This window comes from Pseudoxanthobacter soli DSM 19599, from assembly GCF_900148505.1.
GTDB lineage: Bacteria > Pseudomonadota > Alphaproteobacteria > Rhizobiales > Segnochrobactraceae > Pseudoxanthobacter > Pseudoxanthobacter soli.
Genome location: NZ_FRXO01000012.1, coordinates 86,275 through 104,563, shown reverse-complemented (window position 1 = coordinate 104,563; position 18,289 = coordinate 86,275). Strand labels below are relative to the sequence as shown.

The 18,289-nt window shown below is 69.2% G+C and carries 13 protein-coding genes; 7 read left to right on the top strand and 6 right to left on the bottom strand.

Going from position 1 to position 18,289, the window contains the following annotated elements; translation table 11 throughout:
• Positions 1-379 precede the first annotated feature (379 nt).
• On the top strand, positions 380-2,209 hold the full coding sequence (locus tag BUF17_RS19855) for a DEAD/DEAH box helicase (protein ID WP_073631979.1): 1,830 nt from the start codon (positions 380-382) through the stop codon (positions 2,207-2,209).
• A gap of 167 nt (positions 2,210-2,376) precedes the next feature.
• On the opposite strand, the gene BUF17_RS19850 is transcribed toward BUF17_RS19855, so the two are convergent.
• A complete protein-coding gene (locus BUF17_RS19850) occupies positions 2,377-3,825 on the bottom strand; it encodes an NAD-dependent succinate-semialdehyde dehydrogenase (protein WP_073631976.1) in 1,449 nt (482 codons plus the stop codon).
• A 728-nt stretch (positions 3,826-4,553) separates the two neighbouring features.
• On the opposite strand from BUF17_RS19850, the gene BUF17_RS19840 reads away from it, so the two are divergent.
• The gene (locus tag BUF17_RS19840) at positions 4,554-5,393 is read left to right on the top strand and encodes a hypothetical protein (RefSeq protein WP_073631972.1); all 840 of its coding nucleotides are present in this window, start codon (positions 4,554-4,556) and stop codon (positions 5,391-5,393) included.
• 114 nt (positions 5,394-5,507) lie between these two features.
• Here the strand turns inward: BUF17_RS19840 and BUF17_RS19835 are convergent, their stop codons facing one another.
• Positions 5,508-7,307, bottom strand: a complete 1,800-nt coding sequence (locus BUF17_RS19835) for an IlvD/Edd family dehydratase (protein WP_073631970.1) — start codon at positions 7,305-7,307, stop codon at positions 5,508-5,510.
• 244 nt (positions 7,308-7,551) lie between these two features.
• Between BUF17_RS19835 and BUF17_RS19830 the strand changes: the two genes are divergently transcribed.
• The 4 genes from BUF17_RS19830 to BUF17_RS23045 all read left to right on the top strand — a co-directional run bounded on the left by BUF17_RS19830 (position 7,552) and on the right by BUF17_RS23045 (position 12,571).
• Complete coding sequence (locus BUF17_RS19830; protein WP_244530964.1) at positions 7,552-8,343, top strand: FadR/GntR family transcriptional regulator; 792 nt, start codon at positions 7,552-7,554, stop codon at positions 8,341-8,343.
• A gap of 191 nt (positions 8,344-8,534) precedes the next feature.
• The gene (locus tag BUF17_RS19825; RefSeq protein WP_073631966.1) at positions 8,535-10,016 is read left to right on the top strand and encodes a mannitol dehydrogenase family protein; all 1,482 of its coding nucleotides are present in this window, start codon (positions 8,535-8,537) and stop codon (positions 10,014-10,016) included.
• Positions 10,017-10,343: 327 nt separating this feature from the next.
• The gene (locus tag BUF17_RS19820) at positions 10,344-11,711 is read left to right on the top strand and encodes a CoA transferase (protein WP_084564995.1); all 1,368 of its coding nucleotides are present in this window, start codon (positions 10,344-10,346) and stop codon (positions 11,709-11,711) included.
• A 308-nt stretch (positions 11,712-12,019) separates the two neighbouring features.
• Complete coding sequence (locus tag BUF17_RS23045; RefSeq protein ID WP_073632036.1) at positions 12,020-12,571, top strand: DUF4142 domain-containing protein; 552 nt, start codon at positions 12,020-12,022, stop codon at positions 12,569-12,571.
• Between the two features lie 111 nt (positions 12,572-12,682).
• On the opposite strand, the gene BUF17_RS19810 is transcribed toward BUF17_RS23045, so the two are convergent.
• The 4 genes from BUF17_RS19810 to BUF17_RS19795 all read right to left on the bottom strand — a co-directional run bounded on the left by BUF17_RS19810 (position 12,683) and on the right by BUF17_RS19795 (position 17,287).
• Positions 12,683-13,966, bottom strand: coding sequence for a cation:proton antiporter (locus BUF17_RS19810; protein WP_073631964.1), 1,284 nt, complete (start codon positions 13,964-13,966; stop codon positions 12,683-12,685).
• Positions 13,967-14,096: 130 nt separating this feature from the next.
• Positions 14,097-15,326, bottom strand: coding sequence for an MFS transporter (locus BUF17_RS19805; RefSeq protein WP_073631962.1), 1,230 nt, complete (start codon positions 15,324-15,326; stop codon positions 14,097-14,099).
• Positions 15,327-15,382: 56 nt separating this feature from the next.
• On the bottom strand, positions 15,383-16,141 hold the full coding sequence (locus tag BUF17_RS19800; RefSeq protein WP_073631960.1) for an SDR family oxidoreductase: 759 nt from the start codon (positions 16,139-16,141) through the stop codon (positions 15,383-15,385).
• A gap of 171 nt (positions 16,142-16,312) precedes the next feature.
• Positions 16,313-17,287, bottom strand: coding sequence for a GlxA family transcriptional regulator (locus BUF17_RS19795; RefSeq protein WP_073631957.1), 975 nt, complete (start codon positions 17,285-17,287; stop codon positions 16,313-16,315).
• Positions 17,288-17,405: 118 nt separating this feature from the next.
• Between BUF17_RS19795 and BUF17_RS19790 the strand changes: the two genes are divergently transcribed.
• Positions 17,406-18,200 (top strand): SDR family NAD(P)-dependent oxidoreductase, encoded by a 795-nt coding sequence (locus BUF17_RS19790; protein ID WP_073631955.1) that lies wholly within the window; start codon positions 17,406-17,408, stop codon positions 18,198-18,200.
• Positions 18,201-18,289: the final 89 nt, after the last annotated feature.

Genomic DNA, 18,289 nt, shown 5'->3' with positions numbered 1-18,289 from the left:
GCGTGGACGTGCCCCGTCCGGCCCGCAGGCCGGCGCGCGCGAAAGCGGCGCCCTAGCCGACACCTCATCCGCCGCAAACGCGGTGATGCCGTCACAATCACAAGATGCATCGCCCGGCCCTCCGGCAGCATCCGAAGGGCCGCCGCGCATCACCGTTGCCGGCGCGGCACGGCTGGTCCGCTGTGCGCCGGCTGCAACGGTGCAGCGCGGCGGAACCCATGGCGCTCGCGGCCAAGCTGGATTAAAAGCGCATCATCCAGAACGATGAGACCGTGCGGCGGGCTTCCGCCGGAGCGCGCGCCACGGGCGCCCCCGCTCCGGAGAAGCAGCGGCCCGTTCCCCGTTCCGCACGCTCTCCAATCAAAGGCTACCCGCTCCCGTGGCTTTCACCACCACCCACTCCGCTCTTGCCAGCGCCCTGGCCGAACGGTCCTACGACACGCCGACGCCGGTTCAGGCCGCCGTGCTCGCGCCGGAGGCCGCCGGCCGCGATCTGCTGGTGTCGGCCCAGACCGGTTCCGGCAAGACCGTCGCCTACGGCCTCGCCATCGCGGAGACGCTGCTCGGCGAGGCCGATCGCTTCGGCGAGCCCGGCGCGCCGCTGGCACTCGTCGTCGCGCCCACCCGCGAACTCGCCCTGCAGGTCCAGGCCGAGTTCTCCTGGCTCTATGCCGCGACGGGCGCGCGCATCGTCGCCTGCGTCGGCGGCATGGATCCGCGCCGCGAGCAACGCCAGCTCGCCCACGGCGCCCACATCGTCGTCGGCACGCCGGGCCGACTGCGCGATCACATTGAACGCGGCCAGCTCGATGTCAGCGGTCTCGCGGCGGTGGTGCTCGACGAGGCCGACGAGATGCTCGATCTCGGCTTCCGCGAGGACCTGGAATTCATCCTCCAGGCGACCCCGCCCGAGCGGCGCAGCCTGCTGTTCTCCGCGACCCTGCCGCGCGGCATCGCCCTGCTCGCCAAGCGCTATCAGAACGATGCGCTGCGCATCGAGGTCGCCGGGGCGGAAGGCGGGCACGCCGATATCGATTATCGCGTCGTCCGCATCCTGCCGAAGGAGACGGAGCACGTCGTCGTCAACCTCTTGCGCTTCTTCGATGCGCCGACGGCCATCGTGTTCTGCAACACCCGCGAGACGGTCCGCCATCTCCACGCGATCCTGCAGGAGCGCCAGTTTTCCGCGGTCGCGCTGTCCGGTGAGCTCGGCCAGAGCGAGCGCAACCAGGCACTCCAGGCGCTGCGCGACGGGCGCGCGCGGGTGTGCGTCGCCACCGACGTCGCCGCGCGCGGCATCGACCTGCCGAGCCTCGGCCTCGTGATCCACGCCGACCTGCCCCACGACGTCGAGGGCCTGCAACATCGCAGCGGGCGCACCGGCCGCGCGGGCCGCAAGGGCGTGAGCGTGCTGATGGTGCCGCCGGCACGCCGCCGCCGCGCCGAGATGCTGCTGTCCGGCGCGGGCGTCGAAGCGACGTGGGGACCGCCGCCGACGGCGGACGAGATCCGCAAGCTCGACCAGGAGCGCATGGTCCGCGACCCGCTCGTCACCGAGGAGCCGGGCGAAGAAGACCTCGAATTCGGCCGCGCGCTGCTCGCCGGCCATTCGGCCGAGCATGTCGCGGCGGCGCTGGCGCGGCTTTACCGCGCCCGCCTTCCCGCTCCGGAGGACGTGACCGATCCCGGCGAAGGGCGGCCGCGCAGCCTGACGTCGGGCGCGCCGTTCGTGCGGCGCGAAGGTGAAGATGGCAACAGCGTCTGGTTCCGCCTGAATGTCGGCCGGCGCAAGAACGCCGATCCGCGCTGGCTGCTGCCGCTGATCTGCCGGCGGGGCCAGGTCACCAAGCAGGATATCGGTGCGATCCGAATCTTCGATTCCGAGACCGCGTTCGAAGTGGCGGCAACCGTCGCGGACGGCTTCGCCGCTGCCGTGAAGGCGACGCCGGCCGGCGAGATCGCCATCGAGCCGATGCCCGAAGGTCCGCCACAGCGCGGTGCCGGCAAGCCGCCGCGCGCGAAATCGTCATACGAGAAGCCGGCCTACCAGAAGTCCGCCCACCGCAAGGGGGAAGGCAAGCCGCGCGACCGGCATGAGGGCGATTTCGGGACGGAGGGCGGCCGCGGCTCCGCCCCGCGGTCGTTCGATGGCCCGAAAGGCCCCGGGGCGCCGAAAAAGAAGGCCTGGAAGAAGAAGCCGCAGGCCTGAGCCACCCGTCGATCGGGCATTGCATCCGATCGAAAGGCTCTCCGGCACCGTGCGCAGAGACGGACGCGAATACGATGAAGGCCGGCACCGATCATCGGCGCCGGCCTTCCGCTTTTTACCGCCCGGCATCCGTCCGCCGCGCGGGCACGACGGATGCCCGCCGCGGATCAGACGTCGTAGGCGTGGGTGAAGAACTTGGTGTTGAGATAGGCGTCCATCGCCTCGATGCCGCCCTCCGCGCCGTAGCCGGAATCCTTGACGCCGCCGAACGGCGTCTCGGCGAGCGCCAGCCCGAGGTGATTGGCGGTCAGCATGCCCGCTTCGATGCCCTCGGCGAGGCGGTTGATCGCCTTGCCGGAGCGCGAGAACGCGTAGCTCGCGAGCCCGAAGGGCAGCCGGTTCGCCTCCGCCAGCGCCTCGTCGAAGTCCTCGAACGGCGCGAGCAGCGCGACCGGGCCGAACGGCTCCTCGTTCATGATGCGCATGTCGGTGGTGACGCCGGAGAGCACCGTCGGGCGGTAGAAGTTGCCGGTGTTGCCGATGCGCTCGCCGCCGGTCAGCACCTCCGCGCCCTGCCGGGTCGCGTCGTTGATCAGTTCCTCGACCGCCTGCACCCGCCGGGCATTGACCAGCGGTCCCATCTCCGTGCCCGCCTCCAGGCCGTCGCCGATCTTCACCGCGGCCACGGCCTTGGCGAAGCGGTCGGCGAACTCGTCGAACACCGGCTTCTGCACCAGGAACCGGGTCGGCGAGACGCAGACCTGGCCGGCATTGCGCAGCTTGGAGCGCGCCAGCAGCGGCGCCACCGACGAGATGTCGGCATCGGCAAACACGATGGCGGGGGAATGGCCGCCCAGTTCCATCGTCACCCGCTTCATGTGGCGCCCGGCGAGCGCCGCGAGATGCTTGCCCACCGGCACCGAGCCTGTGAACGACACCTTGCGCACGATCGGATCGGGAATGAGCCGCTCGGAAATCTCAGCCGGCACGCCGTAGACGAGGTTGAGCACGCCCGCCGGCACGCCGGCATCCGCCAGCGCCTGCATCAGGCAGGCGGGCGAGGCCGGGGTTTCCTCGGCCGCCTTCACGATCATCGAGCAGCCGGCGGCGAGCGCCGCGCCCACCTTGCGCACCATCTGGCTGATGGGGAAGTTCCACGGCGTGAACGCGGCCACCACGCCGACCGGCTCCTTGATGACGCTCTGGATCACGCCGTCGGTGCGCGGCGGGATCAGGCGGCCATAGGTGCGGCGAGCTTCCTCGGCGAACCACTCCAGGATCTCGGCCGAACCCAGCACCTCGGCGGTCGCCTCGGCGAGCGGCTTGCCCTGCTCCTGGGTCAGGATCGCGGCGGTCTCCGGCGCCCGGGCGCGCATCAGCTCGCCGGCCTTGCGCAGGATGCCCGAGCGCGTCAGCGCCGGGGTCCGCCGCCACACCTCGAAGCCGCGCCGCGCCGCCTCGAGCGCGCGTTCAAGATCGCTTTCCTCCGCCTTCGCCACGCGCCCGATGACACGTCCGTCGACGGGATTCAGCACGTCGAGGGTCGCGCCGGCGGCGCCATCCGTCCACGCGCCGTCGATATAGAGCCGGGTATCGGGATAGGTCGGGGTGGTCATCGGACACATCCTTTACGCGTTGAGACCCGCCCGCCGCCGCAAGGGCGTCTTGAGCGGGTCCGTTTCGAAGCAGGCAAGTTCGAAGCAGGCAAGTTCGGATCTGATAAGTTCGAAGCAGGCAAGGCGCGACCGCCGAGGTCGCGCCGTCGGAAAGGGCGGCGATGAAACCGGCTGCGGGCTCGCGGACCCGGCGCGGGCTCCGCCGGGCATGGCTGCCGCGGCTTGCCCGCAAACCATGACGACAGCCCTGAGCACGGCCAACACGTCCTTGCAGTCGATGTGAATGTTGCAGTCGTTGAATGGAGCGGCGCCGGACCATGCGGCGGAGGGCGGCGGCATGCCGCGCGGCCCCATAGAACTTTCGGACGGGTGCGCCGTCAAGTGCCACAACCGGGAAAGGCAGCCGCAGGCGCCGGCGCCGGCCCATCCCGGCCGTTAGAACATATCCCGTTCAGACCAAACTGATCTTAACGATCAGGATATGCTCAAGCCTACGGATCTGGAGCGATTTCTTGTCGATCTGATGAGTCCATCAGATCGGAAAGCGCTGTTGTCGGAAATTGTCGTCGGCGCGGGCGCGCGCGCAGTACACGCGGCCCGGATTTCGTGTCATGAAAGGCGCCTTCAAAGCTGGCCCGCGCGTGACCGACACCCCTTCCGCCACGGCCACACCCTGTTGGCCAGCCCGCGCGCGAACCGAACCGTCTACCAGGAGGACCGGCCCAGCCATGGTCGATGTGCGTTATCGCGAATACAAGATCCTGCTTCGTGCGGACAAGTTCTTTGCCGCGAGCCAGTTTCAGGCATTCTGGGAAATCGCCGCGTCGATCGCGGAAAAGAACAAGGTGAAGGTCACCACCAACAAGGACGGCTTCCACCGGCTCGTTCGCGAGGTGCTGTTCTACGACACGCCGAACTTCGATCTGTACCGGAACGCCTTCATATTGCGCAAGCGCACGTTCTACGAGGATGGCTGGCCGCGCAACGATCACGAGCTGACGGTCAAGTTCCGGCACACGGACCTCGAAAAGGCGGCCGCGGCCGACATGTCGCCGCGCATCATCCACGGCCTGACCAAGATCAAGTTCAAGGAGGAACTGCTGCCGCTGAAGGACCAGCTCGGCGGCATGCGCAGCCTCTATTCGCACAACTGCGTGCTGACCTCGCCCAACATCGTGCTGAACCAGGGGTTGGAGAACATCGCCCAGGTGTTCCCGCCGATGGCCAACATCGACATCCATCCGCAATCGTCGATCCACCTCGTCAATAACGTCGCCGTCGAGGAAATCCAGGTCAACGCCGGCAGCTTCGATTTCGGCCACGGCCTTGCCGCCAACGCCACCGTCGCGATCTGGCGCAACCGGGCGTCCGAAACCTCGCTGATCGGCGAATTCGCCTTCCAGGCGAAGTTCAAGAGCTACGATGCCGTCCACGTCAAGGCGAAGGAGCGGGCGGATCACTTCTACCGCGCGGTGCAGATGAACGCGCCGGACTGGGTCGCGCTCGGCACCACCAAGACCGCGATGGTCTACGGCATCGGCAATTCCGGCCCTCAGCTCGAGGAGTGAGGCGCGGCCGGAAGACCTGACGGCCGGCCACACCCAGCAGGCGCCAGACAAACGAAAGGCCCCGCGGCGCGCGCCGCGGGGCCTTGTTGTTTTGCGATGGAATGCTTCGCCGCGTCAGTGATTGTCGCGGGGCAGGCCCATGGTGTGGGAGATGTCCTGGTACTTCACCGCCGGCTCCAGCACCGCGCCTTCGCCCATCTGGCCGACCATGCTGCGCTGGATTTCCTGCCAGGGGGTCTGGCTCTTCGGATACTTGTAGCCGCCGGCCGCCTTGAGCTCGGCATGACGGGCCGCCAGTTCCTCGTCGGAGATGAGGATGTTCGCGGAGCCGTTCTTCAGGTCGATGCGCACGCGGTCGCCGGTGCGCAGCACCGCGAGCCCGCCGCCGGCCGCCGCTTCGGGCGAGGCGTTCAGGATCGAGGGCGAGCCCGACGTGCCGGACTGACGGCCGTCGCCGATGCAGGGCAGCGCATGGACGCCCTCGCGGATCAGGTAGGCCGGCGGACGCATGTTCACCACCTCGGCCGCGCCGGGATAGCCGATCGGGCCGGCGCCGCGCATGAACAGGAGCGTGCGGTCGTCGATGCCGAGCGACGGATCGTCGATGCGGTGGTGGTAGTCCTCGGGACCGTCGAACACGATCGCGCGGCCCTCGAAGGCATCGGGATCGTTCGGGTCGCTGAGATAGCGGTCGCGGAACTCGTCCGAGATCACGCTGGTCTTCATGATGGCCGAGTCGAACAGGTTGCCGCGCAGCACGCGGAAGCCGGCCCGCTCCTTCAACGGCTCGGAGAAGCGGCGGATGACGCGCTCGTCCTCGATCACCGTGCCGCGGCAGTTGTCGCCGATGGTGCGGCCGTTCACGGTCAGCGCGTCCTCGTGGATCAGGCCCTGCTCCATCAGCTGGTTGACCACCGCCGGCACGCCGCCGGCGTGATAATAGTCCTCGCCGAGATATTCGCCGGCGGGCTGCAGGTTCACGAGAAGCGGCACGTCCTCGCCGTAGCTCTGCCACTCGTCGATGGAGAGTTCGACGCCGATGTGGCGGGCGAGCGCGTTCAGGTGGATCGGCGCGTTGGTGGAGCCGCCGATGGCCGAGTTGACGCGGATCGCGTTGATGAACGCGTTCTTCGTCAGGATGTCGGAGGGCTTCAGGTCCTCATAAGCCATCTCGACGATGCGCTTGCCGGTCTCGTAGGCCATCTGCTGGCGCGCGGCGTAGGGCGCCGGGATCGCGGCCGAGCCGGGAAGCTGCATGCCAAGCGCTTCCGCGAGCGAGTTCATCGTCGTCGCGGTGCCCATGGTGTTGCAGTAGCCGGTGGAGGGCGCGGACGAGGCGACGAGCTTGATGAAGCCTTCGTAGTCGATCTCGCCGGCCGCCATCATCTGGCGGGCCTTCCACACGATGGTGCCGGAGCCGGTGCGCTCGCCGTGGTGCCAGCCGTTCAGCATCGGGCCGACCGAGAGGGCGATCGCCGGAATGTTGACCGTCGCGGCGGCCATCAGGCAGGCCGGCGTGGTCTTGTCGCAGCCGATCGTCAGCACGACGGCGTCGAGCGGATAGCCGTAGAGTACCTCGACGAGGCCGAGATAGGCGAGGTTGCGGTCGAGGCCCGCCGTCGGGCGCTTGCCGGTTTCCTGGATCGGATGGACCGGGAATTCCAGCACGATGCCGCCGGCCTCGCGGATGCCTTCGCGCAGGCGCTGCGCCAGCACCAGGTGGTGCCGGTTGCACGGCGACAGGTCGGAACCGGTCTGGGCGATGCCGATGATCGGCTTGCCGGACTGAAGCTCGGCCTGGGTCAGGCCGAAATTCAGGTAGCGCTCCAGATAGAGCGCCGTCATGTCGGCGTTCGCGGGATTGTTGAACCACGCCTGGGATCTGAAGCGACGCTTGCTGCTGGTGTCGTCCATGTTGTTTTCCGCCCCGCTCAGGAGGCTTCCTCCGTTGGTCGCCAACCGACCTGTTCCAATCACGCCAAGCCGTGCGGAATCACCGCTCCGAGATCGCGGACCCGGCTGTCCGGGTCGCGGTCACTCGAACCGTTCCAAGCTCGCGCGGCCTAAATAAGGCTCAAAAATCATATTCGTCAATTCCATTCATATGATGTAACGTCCCGCCTCACTTCCGGCCCATCAGGAGGGAGGACGCGCGTCCGTGTCTTCGACCATGAACGACGGCGACGAGACCAGAACCGGCCCGAATGCGAAGCCGGTGGCGCGGCGGCGCAAGCCGCGCATGCGCCAGGAAATCGTCGCCGGCCTCGCGCGCCGCATTCTCTCCGGCCAGATCCCGCCGGGCGATTTCCTGCCGCGCGAGCCCGATCTCTGCGCCGAATACGGCGTCAGCCGCACGGTCATCCGCGAGGCGACCAAGGTGCTGGAATCGAAGGGGCTGCTGCGCTCGCGGCCGCGCCTCGGCACCGAGGTGCTGCAGGCCAATGCCTGGAACATGCTCGACCCGGATCTGCTGGGCTGGGTCGGCAGCGACTTCCACGACCCGCGCTTCGTCGATTCGCTGATGGAGGCGCGCAGCATCATCGAGCCGGCGGCGGCCGAACTCGCCGCGACGCGGGCGAGCGCCGCCGAACTCGCCGCGCTGGAGCGGGCCTACCGGCAGATGGGCGTTTCGCTGCCTCACGACATCGATGTCGGCGCGGAGGCCGACATGGAATTCCACACCGCGCTTCTGGTCGCGAGCCACAACCATGTGCTCGCCTGCCTCGCCGGTGTCATCCGCGCCGCCATGGTCGCCCTGTTCGAACTGACCAACCGCGCCACGGTGAGCCATGCCGGCGCGCTCGACCTCCACGGCGAGGTGGTGGATGCCGTGCGGCTGCGCGACCCGGCCCGGGCGCGCCGCGCCATCGAGGCGATTCTGGAGACCAGCAAGCGCGACCTCGCCAATCTCCGCGCGACGCAAGTGGAGCCGGCCTCGGGCGAGCGCTGATCCATCGGCGGGCAAGCCCCGCCGGCAGCGCACCCTGTCCGCCGGAGCCGATTAAGGTGTTCCGCCCCACCGCCGCAGCGCCTATCTTCATCGTCCCAATGCATCCCGGCCGGACTCCGGCCGCGGCAAGAAAAGGACGGGGGAGACGCAATGACTCTGAAGGCCAACAGACTGCCGCAGGAGTGCGGCCGATGACGACGAGCGTGAGCGATGCCAACCTGCCCGCGCTCGCGGACAAGGCCCGCATCCCCTCCTATGCCCGCTCCAAGATGGAGGCGGGCATCGTCCACTTCGGCGTCGGCAATTTCCACCGCGCCCACATGGCGGTCTATCTGGACGACCTGTTCAATCTCGGCCTCGGCCACGACTGGGCCATCGTCGGCGCCGGCGTACGCGAGGCCGACAAGGCGATGCGCTCGGCCCTCGGCGCGCAGGACTACCACACCACCATCGTCGCCCAGGAGGCGGACGAGACCGAGGTGCGCATCACCGGCTCGATGATCGACTTCATCGATCCCGCCCGGCCGGATCTCGTGGTCGCCCGGCTTTCCGACCCGAAAATCCGCATCGCCTCGCTCACGGTGACCGAAGGCGGCTACCACATCGACCCCGCGACCGGAAAGTTCAACGCGCAGGATCCGGCGATCCTCGCCGACCTCGCGGATTTCGAGCATCCGCGCACCATCTTCGGCATGATGCTGAAGGCGCTTCAGGCCCGCCGCTCCGCCGGCCATCCGCCGTTCACGGTGCTGTCGTGCGACAACATCACCGGCAACGGCCACATCACCCACAATGCCCTGACCGGCTTCGCAGGGCTGATCGATCCCGAATTCGGCGCCTGGGTGTCGGAGGCGCTGTCCTGCCCCAACACCATGGTCGACCGCATCACCCCGGTGACGAGCGACCGCGAGCGCGAGCGGCTGCGCCGCGAGTTCGGCATCGAGGACCGGATGCCGATCTTCTGCGAGGGCTTCCGCCAGTGGGTGGTCGAGGACCGCTTCACCGACGGCCGGCCGCCGCTGGAAAAGGTCGGCGTCACCTTCGTCGAGGACGTCGCGCCCTACGAGCTGATGAAGATCCGCATCCTCAACGGCGGCCATGCCGCGATCTGCTATCCGGCCGCGCTGCTCGACATGGAGTTCATCCACGACGGCATGCTCGACCCGCAGATCGCCCGCTATTTCGACAAGCTGCAGGAAAGCGAGATCATCCCCCTGGTCCCGCCGGTGCCGGACGTGGACCTTTCCGCCTACAAGCGGCGGATCGTGGAGCGCTTCGGCAACGCCAAGATCGGCGACACCAACCGCCGCGTCTGCTTCGACGGCTCCAACCGGCAGCCGCAATATGTGCTGCCGACGGTGCTCGATAGTCTTCGGCAGGGCAAGCCCGTCACCGGCCTCGCGCTGATCTCGGCGTTCTGGTGCCGCTACTGCGCCGGCACGACGGAAAGCGGCGCCGCGATCGCCGCGAACGATCCGGCGTGGGAGCGCATGAACTTGACGGCCCTCGCCGCCCGGCAGGATCCGGCCGCGTTCCTCGCCATGAGCGACATCTTCGGCGAGATCGGCACCCATCCGGCCTATATCGAAGCGTTCGGCAATGCGCTGCGCAGCATCTGGTCGCGCGGCACGCGGGAAACCCTGCGGCGCTACATCGACGGCGAAGCGCTTTGAACGGCAGGGGCGGCGCGTCGCCGCCGCCCCATTCCCCCTCCGCTTCGTCCTCCTCGTTTCCCGCTCCCGCGCCGCCGATCCATGACCGTCCTGAATGGCATCCATCACGCCATTTCATTTCCGCGCGGATGACGCCACCGCTACCCTTCTCCGACACGTGATCCCGACAGGCGTCCGGCTGTCCCAGCCGAGGCGCCAGCGCGTCCGGCGCCACCGCGATGGATTGATCGCGATGTCGGCGCTGGCCATCGACGCTGCGGCTCCGCCGCCGGATGCGAGGCAGACCACAGCCGCGACGTCGGGACCCTCTCGGCTGGAGGAAGCGACATGACATTGGCCCACACTCTTCTCACCCGGTTCTGGTCGGATATCGGCGGCGCGCCCGACGACGTGCGCAAGGCGGCGTTCACCGGCGCGGGCGCGCTCCCGTCCGTCTTCGCCGTCACGGACTTCGCCGCGGCGTCCATCGCCGCCGCCGGCCTCGCCGTGTCCGAACTCGTGGCGCTGCGCCATGACGAAGCGCCGTCGGTCACGGTCGACCGGCGCCTCGCCTCGCTGTGGTTCGGCACCTCGCTGAGGCCCGAGGGCTGGAATGTGCCGCCGCCGTGGGATCCCATCGCCGGCGACTACCGCGCGGCGGACCGCTGGGTCCGCCTTCACACCAACGCGCCCGCCCATCGCGAGGCGGCGCTGGCGGTCCTCGGCGTCGAGGCGCAGAAGGACGCCGTGGCGCACGCCGTCGCCGGGTGGCAGGCCGAAGAACTCGAAAGCGCAGTCGTTTCGCGCGGTGGGTGCGCCGCCGCAATGATGTCGCAAGAGGAATGGCGCGCCCATCCGCAGGGCCGGGCGGTCGCGGCCGAACCGCTGCTCTCCCGGGAGGTGACGACGGCCGGCGGGGTACCGGCGTGGCCGGTGCCCCGCGAACGGCCGCTGCGGGGCATCCGCGTGCTCGATCTCACCCGCGTGCTTGCCGGCCCGATCGCCACCCGCTTCCTCGCCGGATTCGGGGCGGAGGTCCTCAGAATCGACCCGCCGTGGTGGGAAGAGCCGGGCGTCGTGCCGGAGGTGACGCTCGGCAAAAGCTGCGCGCGGCTCGACCTGCGCGACGGCGCGCAAAGAGCGCGGTTCGAGGAACTGCTGGCCGATGCGGACGTGCTCGTCCACGGCTATCGCCCGGATGCCCTCGCCGGTCTCGGCCTCGATGAAGCCCGCCGCCGTGCACTGCGGCCAGGCCTGATCGACGTGGCCCTCGACGCCTATGGCTGGACCGGCCCCTGGGCCGGCCGCCGGGGCTTCGACAGCCTCGTGCAGATGAGCACGGGCATTGCGGAGGCCGGAATGCGCGGCTTCGGCCGCGACAGGCCGACCCCCCTGCCCGTTCAGGCGCTCGACCACGCCACCGGATACCTCATGGCCGCCGCGGCGATCAGGGCCATCGGCCACCGGCTCCGCACCGGGGAGGGAACGCAGGCGCGGACCTCGCTGGCGCGGGTTGCCGCCGTGCTCACCGCCCATCCCGCCGACCCGGCCACCGCGGCCATCGCGCCGGAAACCTCCTGCGATCTCGCGCCGGAAACGGAGGCCACGGCATGGGGGCCGGCCCGCCGTCTGCGCAGTCCCGTCACCGTCGGCGGCCTTCCGCTGATGTGGGAAAGGCCGGCGGCCGCGCTCGGCAGCTCGCAACCGGCCTGGTGAACCGCCCCCGGGTGAACGCCCGGGTCAGCCCGGGCGTCTCTCCCCACCGCAGGCTGCCCCCGCCTGCGATCGGCCCCGGACGACCGCGCACCCATGCGCCGGTTTGCGGCCGATGGGTCCGGAAGACGGCACCGCCTGCGGCTTCGCCGGACGGGCACCGCAGGCGCGGTGGGCCGGTCTGTACCCGGCCGCACCCGCTCCGAATGCGCGGACCGATCAGGAACTATCGCTGGATCGGGCGATTAGGCGGCATCACGGAGCGGGTTCGCCGCCCGTGCCGAAATCCCGGAACCAGAATGGAGGCGACGATGAAGACCTTTCATCTCGCGACGCTTGCGCTCGCTCTTGCAATCCCCGTCACCCTCGCGACGCCCGCCGCGGCGCAGACCGAAGGCGGACAGGCGGGCATGAATTCCATGGTGAGCGCCAACCCGTCGACCCCGGAATTCGCCACCCAGGCGGCCCAGGGCGACCTGTTCGAAATTCAATCGAGCGAACTCGCCCTGCAGCCGTCGACCGGCGCGGCGACCCGGGCGTTCGCGACCCAGATGATTGAGGCCCATCGCAAAACCACGACGGATCTCAAGGGCATGGTCGCCAGCGACCGCATCAACGTGAAGCTGCCGACGGCGATGAATGCCGCGCAAAAGCAGATGTTGACGAGGCTGCAGGGGCTGCAGGGCACGGCCTTCGACACGCAATACCGGAAGGATCAGATCTTCGCTCACGAGAACGCCGTCCTGCTGTTCGAGCGCTATGCCCAGGCGGGCGACAATGCCGCCCTGAAGGGTTGGGCCGCGAACACCGTCGGCGAACTGCGGCAGCACCTGGAGATGGCGAGACAACTTCCGGAAGAGTGACACAGCTCTCCGGCGAGCGACCGGCGGCGCTCCGGCGTACACAACAAAGCTCGGGCCGCGCACGCGCGGCCCGTCTCACGCCTGCGCACCCTCACGGAGACGCGGCGGCGCTCACCCGTCCGACGGGCCACCGCGCGGCCCTCCTTCCTGCACCACCGCCGTCTTGCGGACGACCCATCCGAGGGTGAGGCCCTGCACCAGAATGGTGAACAGGACGACCGCATAGGTGGCGGCGAGCAGCGGAGAACGCGCCGGTGTGCCCGTGAGCGAAAGCGCGAGCGCCACCGAAATTCCGCCGCGCACGCCGCCCCACGTGAGAACGGCAAGGGTGCCCTTGGCGAAGCTCTGCCAGCGGGCGAGGAGCGAGACGGAAACCGCCACGGAGATGAAACGGCCCACCAGCACCAGAGGGACGGCGATAAGGCCCACCCAGGCCATGGCCGGGTTGAAGTTCAGCACCAGCACTTCCAGCCCGATCAGCAGGAACAGCACGGCATTGAGGATGTCGTCCACCAGAGTCCAGAAGCCGAAGATGTAGCGTCTCGTGCGGTCGCTCATGGCACAGGCGACGCCGCGATTGCCGATGAGCACACCGGCCACCACCACCGCGATCGGCCCGCTCATGTGGAAGGCGTCGGCCAGCGCATAGGTGGCGGTCACCAGCGCGAGCGAGATCATCACCTCGATCGAATAGTCGTCGATGGCGCGCATCGCCCGATAGGCGACATAGCCGGTCGCGAGGCCCAGGAGCGCACCGCCGCCCGCCTCCAGCACCAGCATCTGCGCGATGTGCGCGAATCGGGAAGCCCCTTCGCTCCCCGCGGCCATCTGGAGCGTGATGGTGAAAAGCACGACCGCGACGCCGTCGTTGAAAAGCGCCTCGCCGGTCATGTCGGTTTCGAGCTTCTCCGGAACATTGACCGAGCGCAGCGTCGACAGGACGGCGACCGGATCCGTGGGGGCGATCAGCGCACCGAAGACGAGCGACCAGGCGAAGCCGATCGGCATGCCGAGGGCCTCGGTGCCGAGCCACAGGCCGGCGGCGATGATGAGGCTGGACAGGGCGACCCCGAGGGTGGCGAAGGCGCCCACCACGGGTGCGCGGCGCCGCAAGCGGCCGAAGTCCACGTGCAGCGCCCCGGCGAACAGCAGGAAGGCGAGCATGCCGTGCATGACGGCCTCGTAGAAATCGATCTGCTGCAGGCCTGTGGCCAGCGTGGCGTAAAGGTGCGTATCGGGAAACACGATCTCGATGGCGATCAGCGTCAGCGACGCCCCGAGCCCCATCACCAGCAGGCCGATGCTGTCCGGAAGCCGGAGCACCCGATGGTTGAGCCACGCGAAGGTGGCGGTCACCGTGAGAAGACCGGCCAGGAGCTGAAACAGAGAAAGCATGGAGGGGGTCCCGTCGCCGCGACCCCGCCGGAAGCACCTGCCCGTGCGGGTGCGGACGCGGGGGCCATCCGGCCATAACCCGCGCCATGCCCATTTGTTCGCGAACCGTCGGAAGCCCGGCGGCGGGCGTTCAGCGGGGCGGCGCGGCGGAATGACGGCGGTCGAGCAGGACGGCGATTCCCTCCGCCAGCGCGGCGAGGGCGCCGATCATCCAGATCGCGCCGTAGCCGACGACCCCGGCGCCCATGGCGCTGCCGATCGAGAAGCCGAAATACATCGTCGACGTATTGAGCGAGAGCGCGACGGACGCCTGCCCGGCACCGCCGGCGACGATGAGCCGGGACATCTGCGCCGGAAAGAACGCCCAGACGCTGAACCCCCAGCCGGCCACCGCGCCGATCACGACGGCCCGTGCGGCGGTCTGCGGCAACCCCGTCGCGATGGCGAGGGCCGCGAACGCGAGGCCGAGCGCGACCAGCGAGAAAGCGGCGACACGGGCGGGGCCGAAACGGTCCGACAGGGCGCCGCCGGAGAACACGCCGAGCGCCGCGAACAGGCCCCAGAGCGACACCGTCGCGCCGATGCCCCGGTCCGCGAAGCCGAGCACCGCGGCGAGATAGGGCGCGATATAGGGATAGGCGGTATAGGCACCGATGGACCAGAACAGCGTGACCGCCAGCAGGCGCAGCACGGCGCCCGTGCGCGCCACGGCCAGCCGCTCGCCGATGCCCGGCACCGCAACCGCCGAACCGGCCTTTCGGTCCACGCCCGCGAGAACGCCGAGGACGGCGACGGCCCCCATCGCCGCGACCATCAGGAACGTGGCGCGCCAGCCGAAGGCATGGCCGATCAGCGAGCCGAGCGGCAGGCCGAGCGCGATGGCGATGGTCATGCCGCCGCTGACGACCGCGAGTGCCTTGCCGCGCCGTTCCACCGGCACGATGACGCCGGCGAGCGCGCTGGCGTTCGGCGTATAGAGGCCGGCCATGAGCGCCATCAGGATGCGCGCCAGCAGAAGCATCCCGAATCCGGAAGCGAACGCCGCGATCAGGTTGCCGGCGGCGAAGGCGGCCATCGCCAGAACCAGCACGTCGCGGCGCCGCAGGCCGGCCGTCAGCACGGTGAGGACGGGGGAACTGAGCCCGAGCACCAGTGTGAACGCCACCACCAGCATCGCGGTCGCCGACAGGCTCATGCCGAGATCGGCGGCGATGGTCGGCAGCAGCGGGGCGATCATGAAACCCTCGGTGCCGATCGCGAAGGTGCCGAGGGCGAGGAACCACGCCGGCAGCATCGATGCCGCGGGCGTGGCTTCCCGGCCGACGGACAGGGCCGCCGCCGGGGCAGGTTTCTCAGACATGGACGCGTATCCTGCGCCTTGGCCGGCCGCCCGTTCGGGCCGCCGGCCGGCGTTCGTCACACCGGAATGGGGTTGGCGACGAGCGCCTCGTTGAAGGCGTTCACCAGCGCGTGCTCGCCGCTGCCGGGATTGTTGCGGAGGTCGCGGATCTCGTCGACGATCACCTCCTCCGCATCGGTCGCGAGCCCGGCCATCGTCTTCGCGATGAAGATGTCGAGCGGCATGGCGCGCGGATCGCCGCTCTTCCTGATGAGGTCGGTGTCGACCCACGGCGGCGCGATTTCCTGCACCCGCACGCTGGTGTCGCGAAGCTGGAAGCGCTGGGACAGCGCATAGGAATGCAGCGCCGCCTTGGTGGCGGAATAGACGGCGGTGGAAGCGAGCGGCAGGTAGGCCAGTACCGAAGTGTTGTGGATGATCGTCGCCCGCGGCTGCGTCTTGAGATGCTCGATCAGCGCCGAGGTCAGGCGGATCGGGCCGAGCAGGTTGGTGTCGATGATCCGGCGCGCCTGGGCGTCGTCGATGTGTCCGCCCGCATCGTCGAACGGCATGATGCCGGCATTGTTGATGAGCACGTTCAGCGCCGGATAGTCGCGGACCAGCCGCGCGGCGACGCGGGCGATGTCGTCCGGATCGGCGATGTCGAGTTCGATGCCGTCGATGCCCGGGTTCGCGGCCGAGACCTCGTCGAGCAGCGCCTTGCGCCGGCCGGCGACGACGACCTTGTTGCCGAGCGCATGGAACGCCTCGGCGAGCGCCCGGCCGATGCCGGAGGTGCCGCCGGTGATGAAGATGGTGTTTTCGGTGGTCTGCATGGTCCTGGCTCCGCTGCGCGCCGGCGCCTTGAATCGGGCGCCGCGCTCGGTCGAAGCGGATCATGCCTCCGGCTGGCAATGTCTCAAATGACGATAAAGCGTCAATTCCGGACACACCGCACTGCTTTTCGGACCGGGCAGGCCGGGGGAACGCTCACCCAATCCGTGACGTCACGCGGCGTCGGTTTCGTCGGCCTCAGTCGCCTCGCCGCCCTCGATCAGCCGCAGGCTGCGGCGCAGGCTCTGGGGCGGTTGCCCGAACGAGCGCAGGAAGGCCCGGCGCATGCGGTCGCGGTCCGAAAAGCCGGTGTCGCGGGCGACGATGTCGAGGGAATGGCGTCCGTCCTCGATCATCGCCTTCGCGGCTTCGAGCCGCAGCCGCTCGACGGCCTTGGCCGGCGACTGGCCGGTCTCCTCGCGGAACAGCCGGCTGAACTGGCGCGGGCTGAGGCTCGCCGCGTCCGCAAGCTCTTCCACCGTCAGGGGATTGCGCAGGTTCTCCTTGGCATGGATCAGCGCCCGCCGCACGCGGTCGGATCGCGGCTCCAGTTCGAGCAGCGCGGAGAACTGCGACTGGCCACCCGGCCGCCGGTGATAGACCACCAGCTTGCGGGCGATGGCGCGCGACAGCTCGGCGCCGTGATCGTCCTCGATCAGCGCCAGCGTCAGGTCGATAGCCGAACTCATGCCGGCCGACGTCCAGATATTGCCGTCGCGGATGAAGATGCGATCATCGTCGACGGTGACGCCGGGAAACCGCTCCTGCAGATTGCGCGCGTGGGCCCAGTGGGTGGTGGCGGTGCGGCCGTCGAGCAGTCCCGCCTCCGCCAGCAGGAAGGCGCCGGTGCAGATGCCGGCGACGCGGCGGCATTCGCGGCCCGCCTCGGCGATATAGGCGCGAAGCCCGGGCGTGATCGGGCGCGGCACCAGTTCGCCGACCACGATCAGCGTGTCGGGAAACGGGCCGAGCGGCTCCGTCTCGATGCCGATCCCGAGCGACGAGCGGATCGTGCCGCCCTTCTCCGACATCACGGTCAGCCGGTAGACCTCTCTGCCGAGCGCGACATTGGCGAGTTCGAAGGCCGACAGCGCGGCCATTCCCATCGCCTGGAAGCCGTCTTCCATGATGAAGCCGATGCGCGACATCAGCGACCTCCGCCGTTATGACCGTAATTGCCGTTTATATGTCATCCCGGCCGCGCGCCACAAGCGCTAGCCTGCTCTCCACCGAACAAGAGCGGCGACGCACGGGAAGGACAGCATCATGAGCGCACACAAGGGCACGGTCCTCGTCACCGGCGCGTCGTCCGGCATCGGCGCGGTCTATGCCGACCGCTTCGCCGCACGGGGACACGACCTGATCCTCGTCGCCCGCAACGAGGCGCGGCTCGCGGAGGTCGCCGCCGGACTGACGGCGCGCCACGGCGTCGGGGTCCGCACCGTTGCGGCCGATCTCGGCAGCGAGGAGGGGCTCGCGAAGGTCGAGGCGATCCTCGCCGGGGACGATACCATCACGCACCTCGTCAACAATGCCGGCTTCGGCAGCGCCGCGCCCCTCGCTGACGCCGATGTCCGCGAGATGCAGGCGATGGTGGCGATCAACGTCGTCGCGCCGATGCGGCTCACCTACGCGGCCGTTCCGCGGTTCCGGGAACGCGGGAAGGGCATGATCGTTAACATCTCGTCCATCGTGGCGATCGGCCCCGAACTCCTGAACGGGGTCTATGGCGGCACGAAAGCGTTCTTGCTGGCCTTCAGCCAGTCGCTGCGCAAGGAACTCGCGGGCTCCGGCGTCACCGTGCAGGTGGTGCTGCCGGGCGCGACGGGCACCGAGTTCTGGGACATCGCCGGCCTGCCCGCCAGCAACCTGCCGAAGGAGTGGGTGATGACGGCGGCGGATCTGGTGGACGCCGCCCTCGTCGGCCTCGATCGCGGCGAGTTCGCGACCATCCCGTCGCTGATGGACGCCGCGGAGTGGGAGGCGTGGGAGGCCGCCCGCGCGGCGATGCTGCCGCACCTCTCCAGCGCGACGATGGCCGTTCGCTACCGGCCTGCCTGAGCGCGGACCCCGCCCGCTCCCGCCGCCTTTCGCCGTCCCGAACGCGCCACTCCTGGCGACGCCGGGGAACATCGCGGCATCCGTCGGGG

Excerpts from the sequence above, each read along its gene's own strand:
- BUF17_RS19850 (WP_073631976.1), bottom strand. The coding sequence starts at position 3,825 with ATGACCACCCCGACCTATCCCGATACCCGGCTCTATATCGACGGCGCG.
- BUF17_RS19840 (WP_073631972.1), top strand. The coding sequence starts at position 4,554 with ATGGTCGATGTGCGTTATCGCGAATACAAGATCCTGCTTCGTGCGGAC.
- BUF17_RS19835 (WP_073631970.1), bottom strand. The coding sequence starts at position 7,307 with ATGGACGACACCAGCAGCAAGCGTCGCTTCAGATCCCAGGCGTGGTTC.
- BUF17_RS19825 (WP_073631966.1), top strand. The coding sequence starts at position 8,535 with ATGACGACGAGCGTGAGCGATGCCAACCTGCCCGCGCTCGCGGACAAG.
- BUF17_RS19820 (WP_084564995.1), top strand. The coding sequence starts at position 10,344 with ATGACATTGGCCCACACTCTTCTCACCCGGTTCTGGTCGGATATCGGC.
- BUF17_RS23045 (WP_073632036.1), top strand. The coding sequence starts at position 12,020 with ATGAAGACCTTTCATCTCGCGACGCTTGCGCTCGCTCTTGCAATCCCC.
- BUF17_RS19810 (WP_073631964.1), bottom strand. The coding sequence starts at position 13,966 with ATGCTTTCTCTGTTTCAGCTCCTGGCCGGTCTTCTCACGGTGACCGCC.
- BUF17_RS19805 (WP_073631962.1), bottom strand. The coding sequence starts at position 15,326 with ATGTCTGAGAAACCTGCCCCGGCGGCGGCCCTGTCCGTCGGCCGGGAA.
- BUF17_RS19800 (WP_073631960.1), bottom strand. The coding sequence starts at position 16,141 with ATGCAGACCACCGAAAACACCATCTTCATCACCGGCGGCACCTCCGGC.
- BUF17_RS19795 (WP_073631957.1), bottom strand. The coding sequence starts at position 17,287 with ATGTCGCGCATCGGCTTCATCATGGAAGACGGCTTCCAGGCGATGGGA.
- BUF17_RS19790 (WP_073631955.1), top strand. The coding sequence starts at position 17,406 with ATGAGCGCACACAAGGGCACGGTCCTCGTCACCGGCGCGTCGTCCGGC.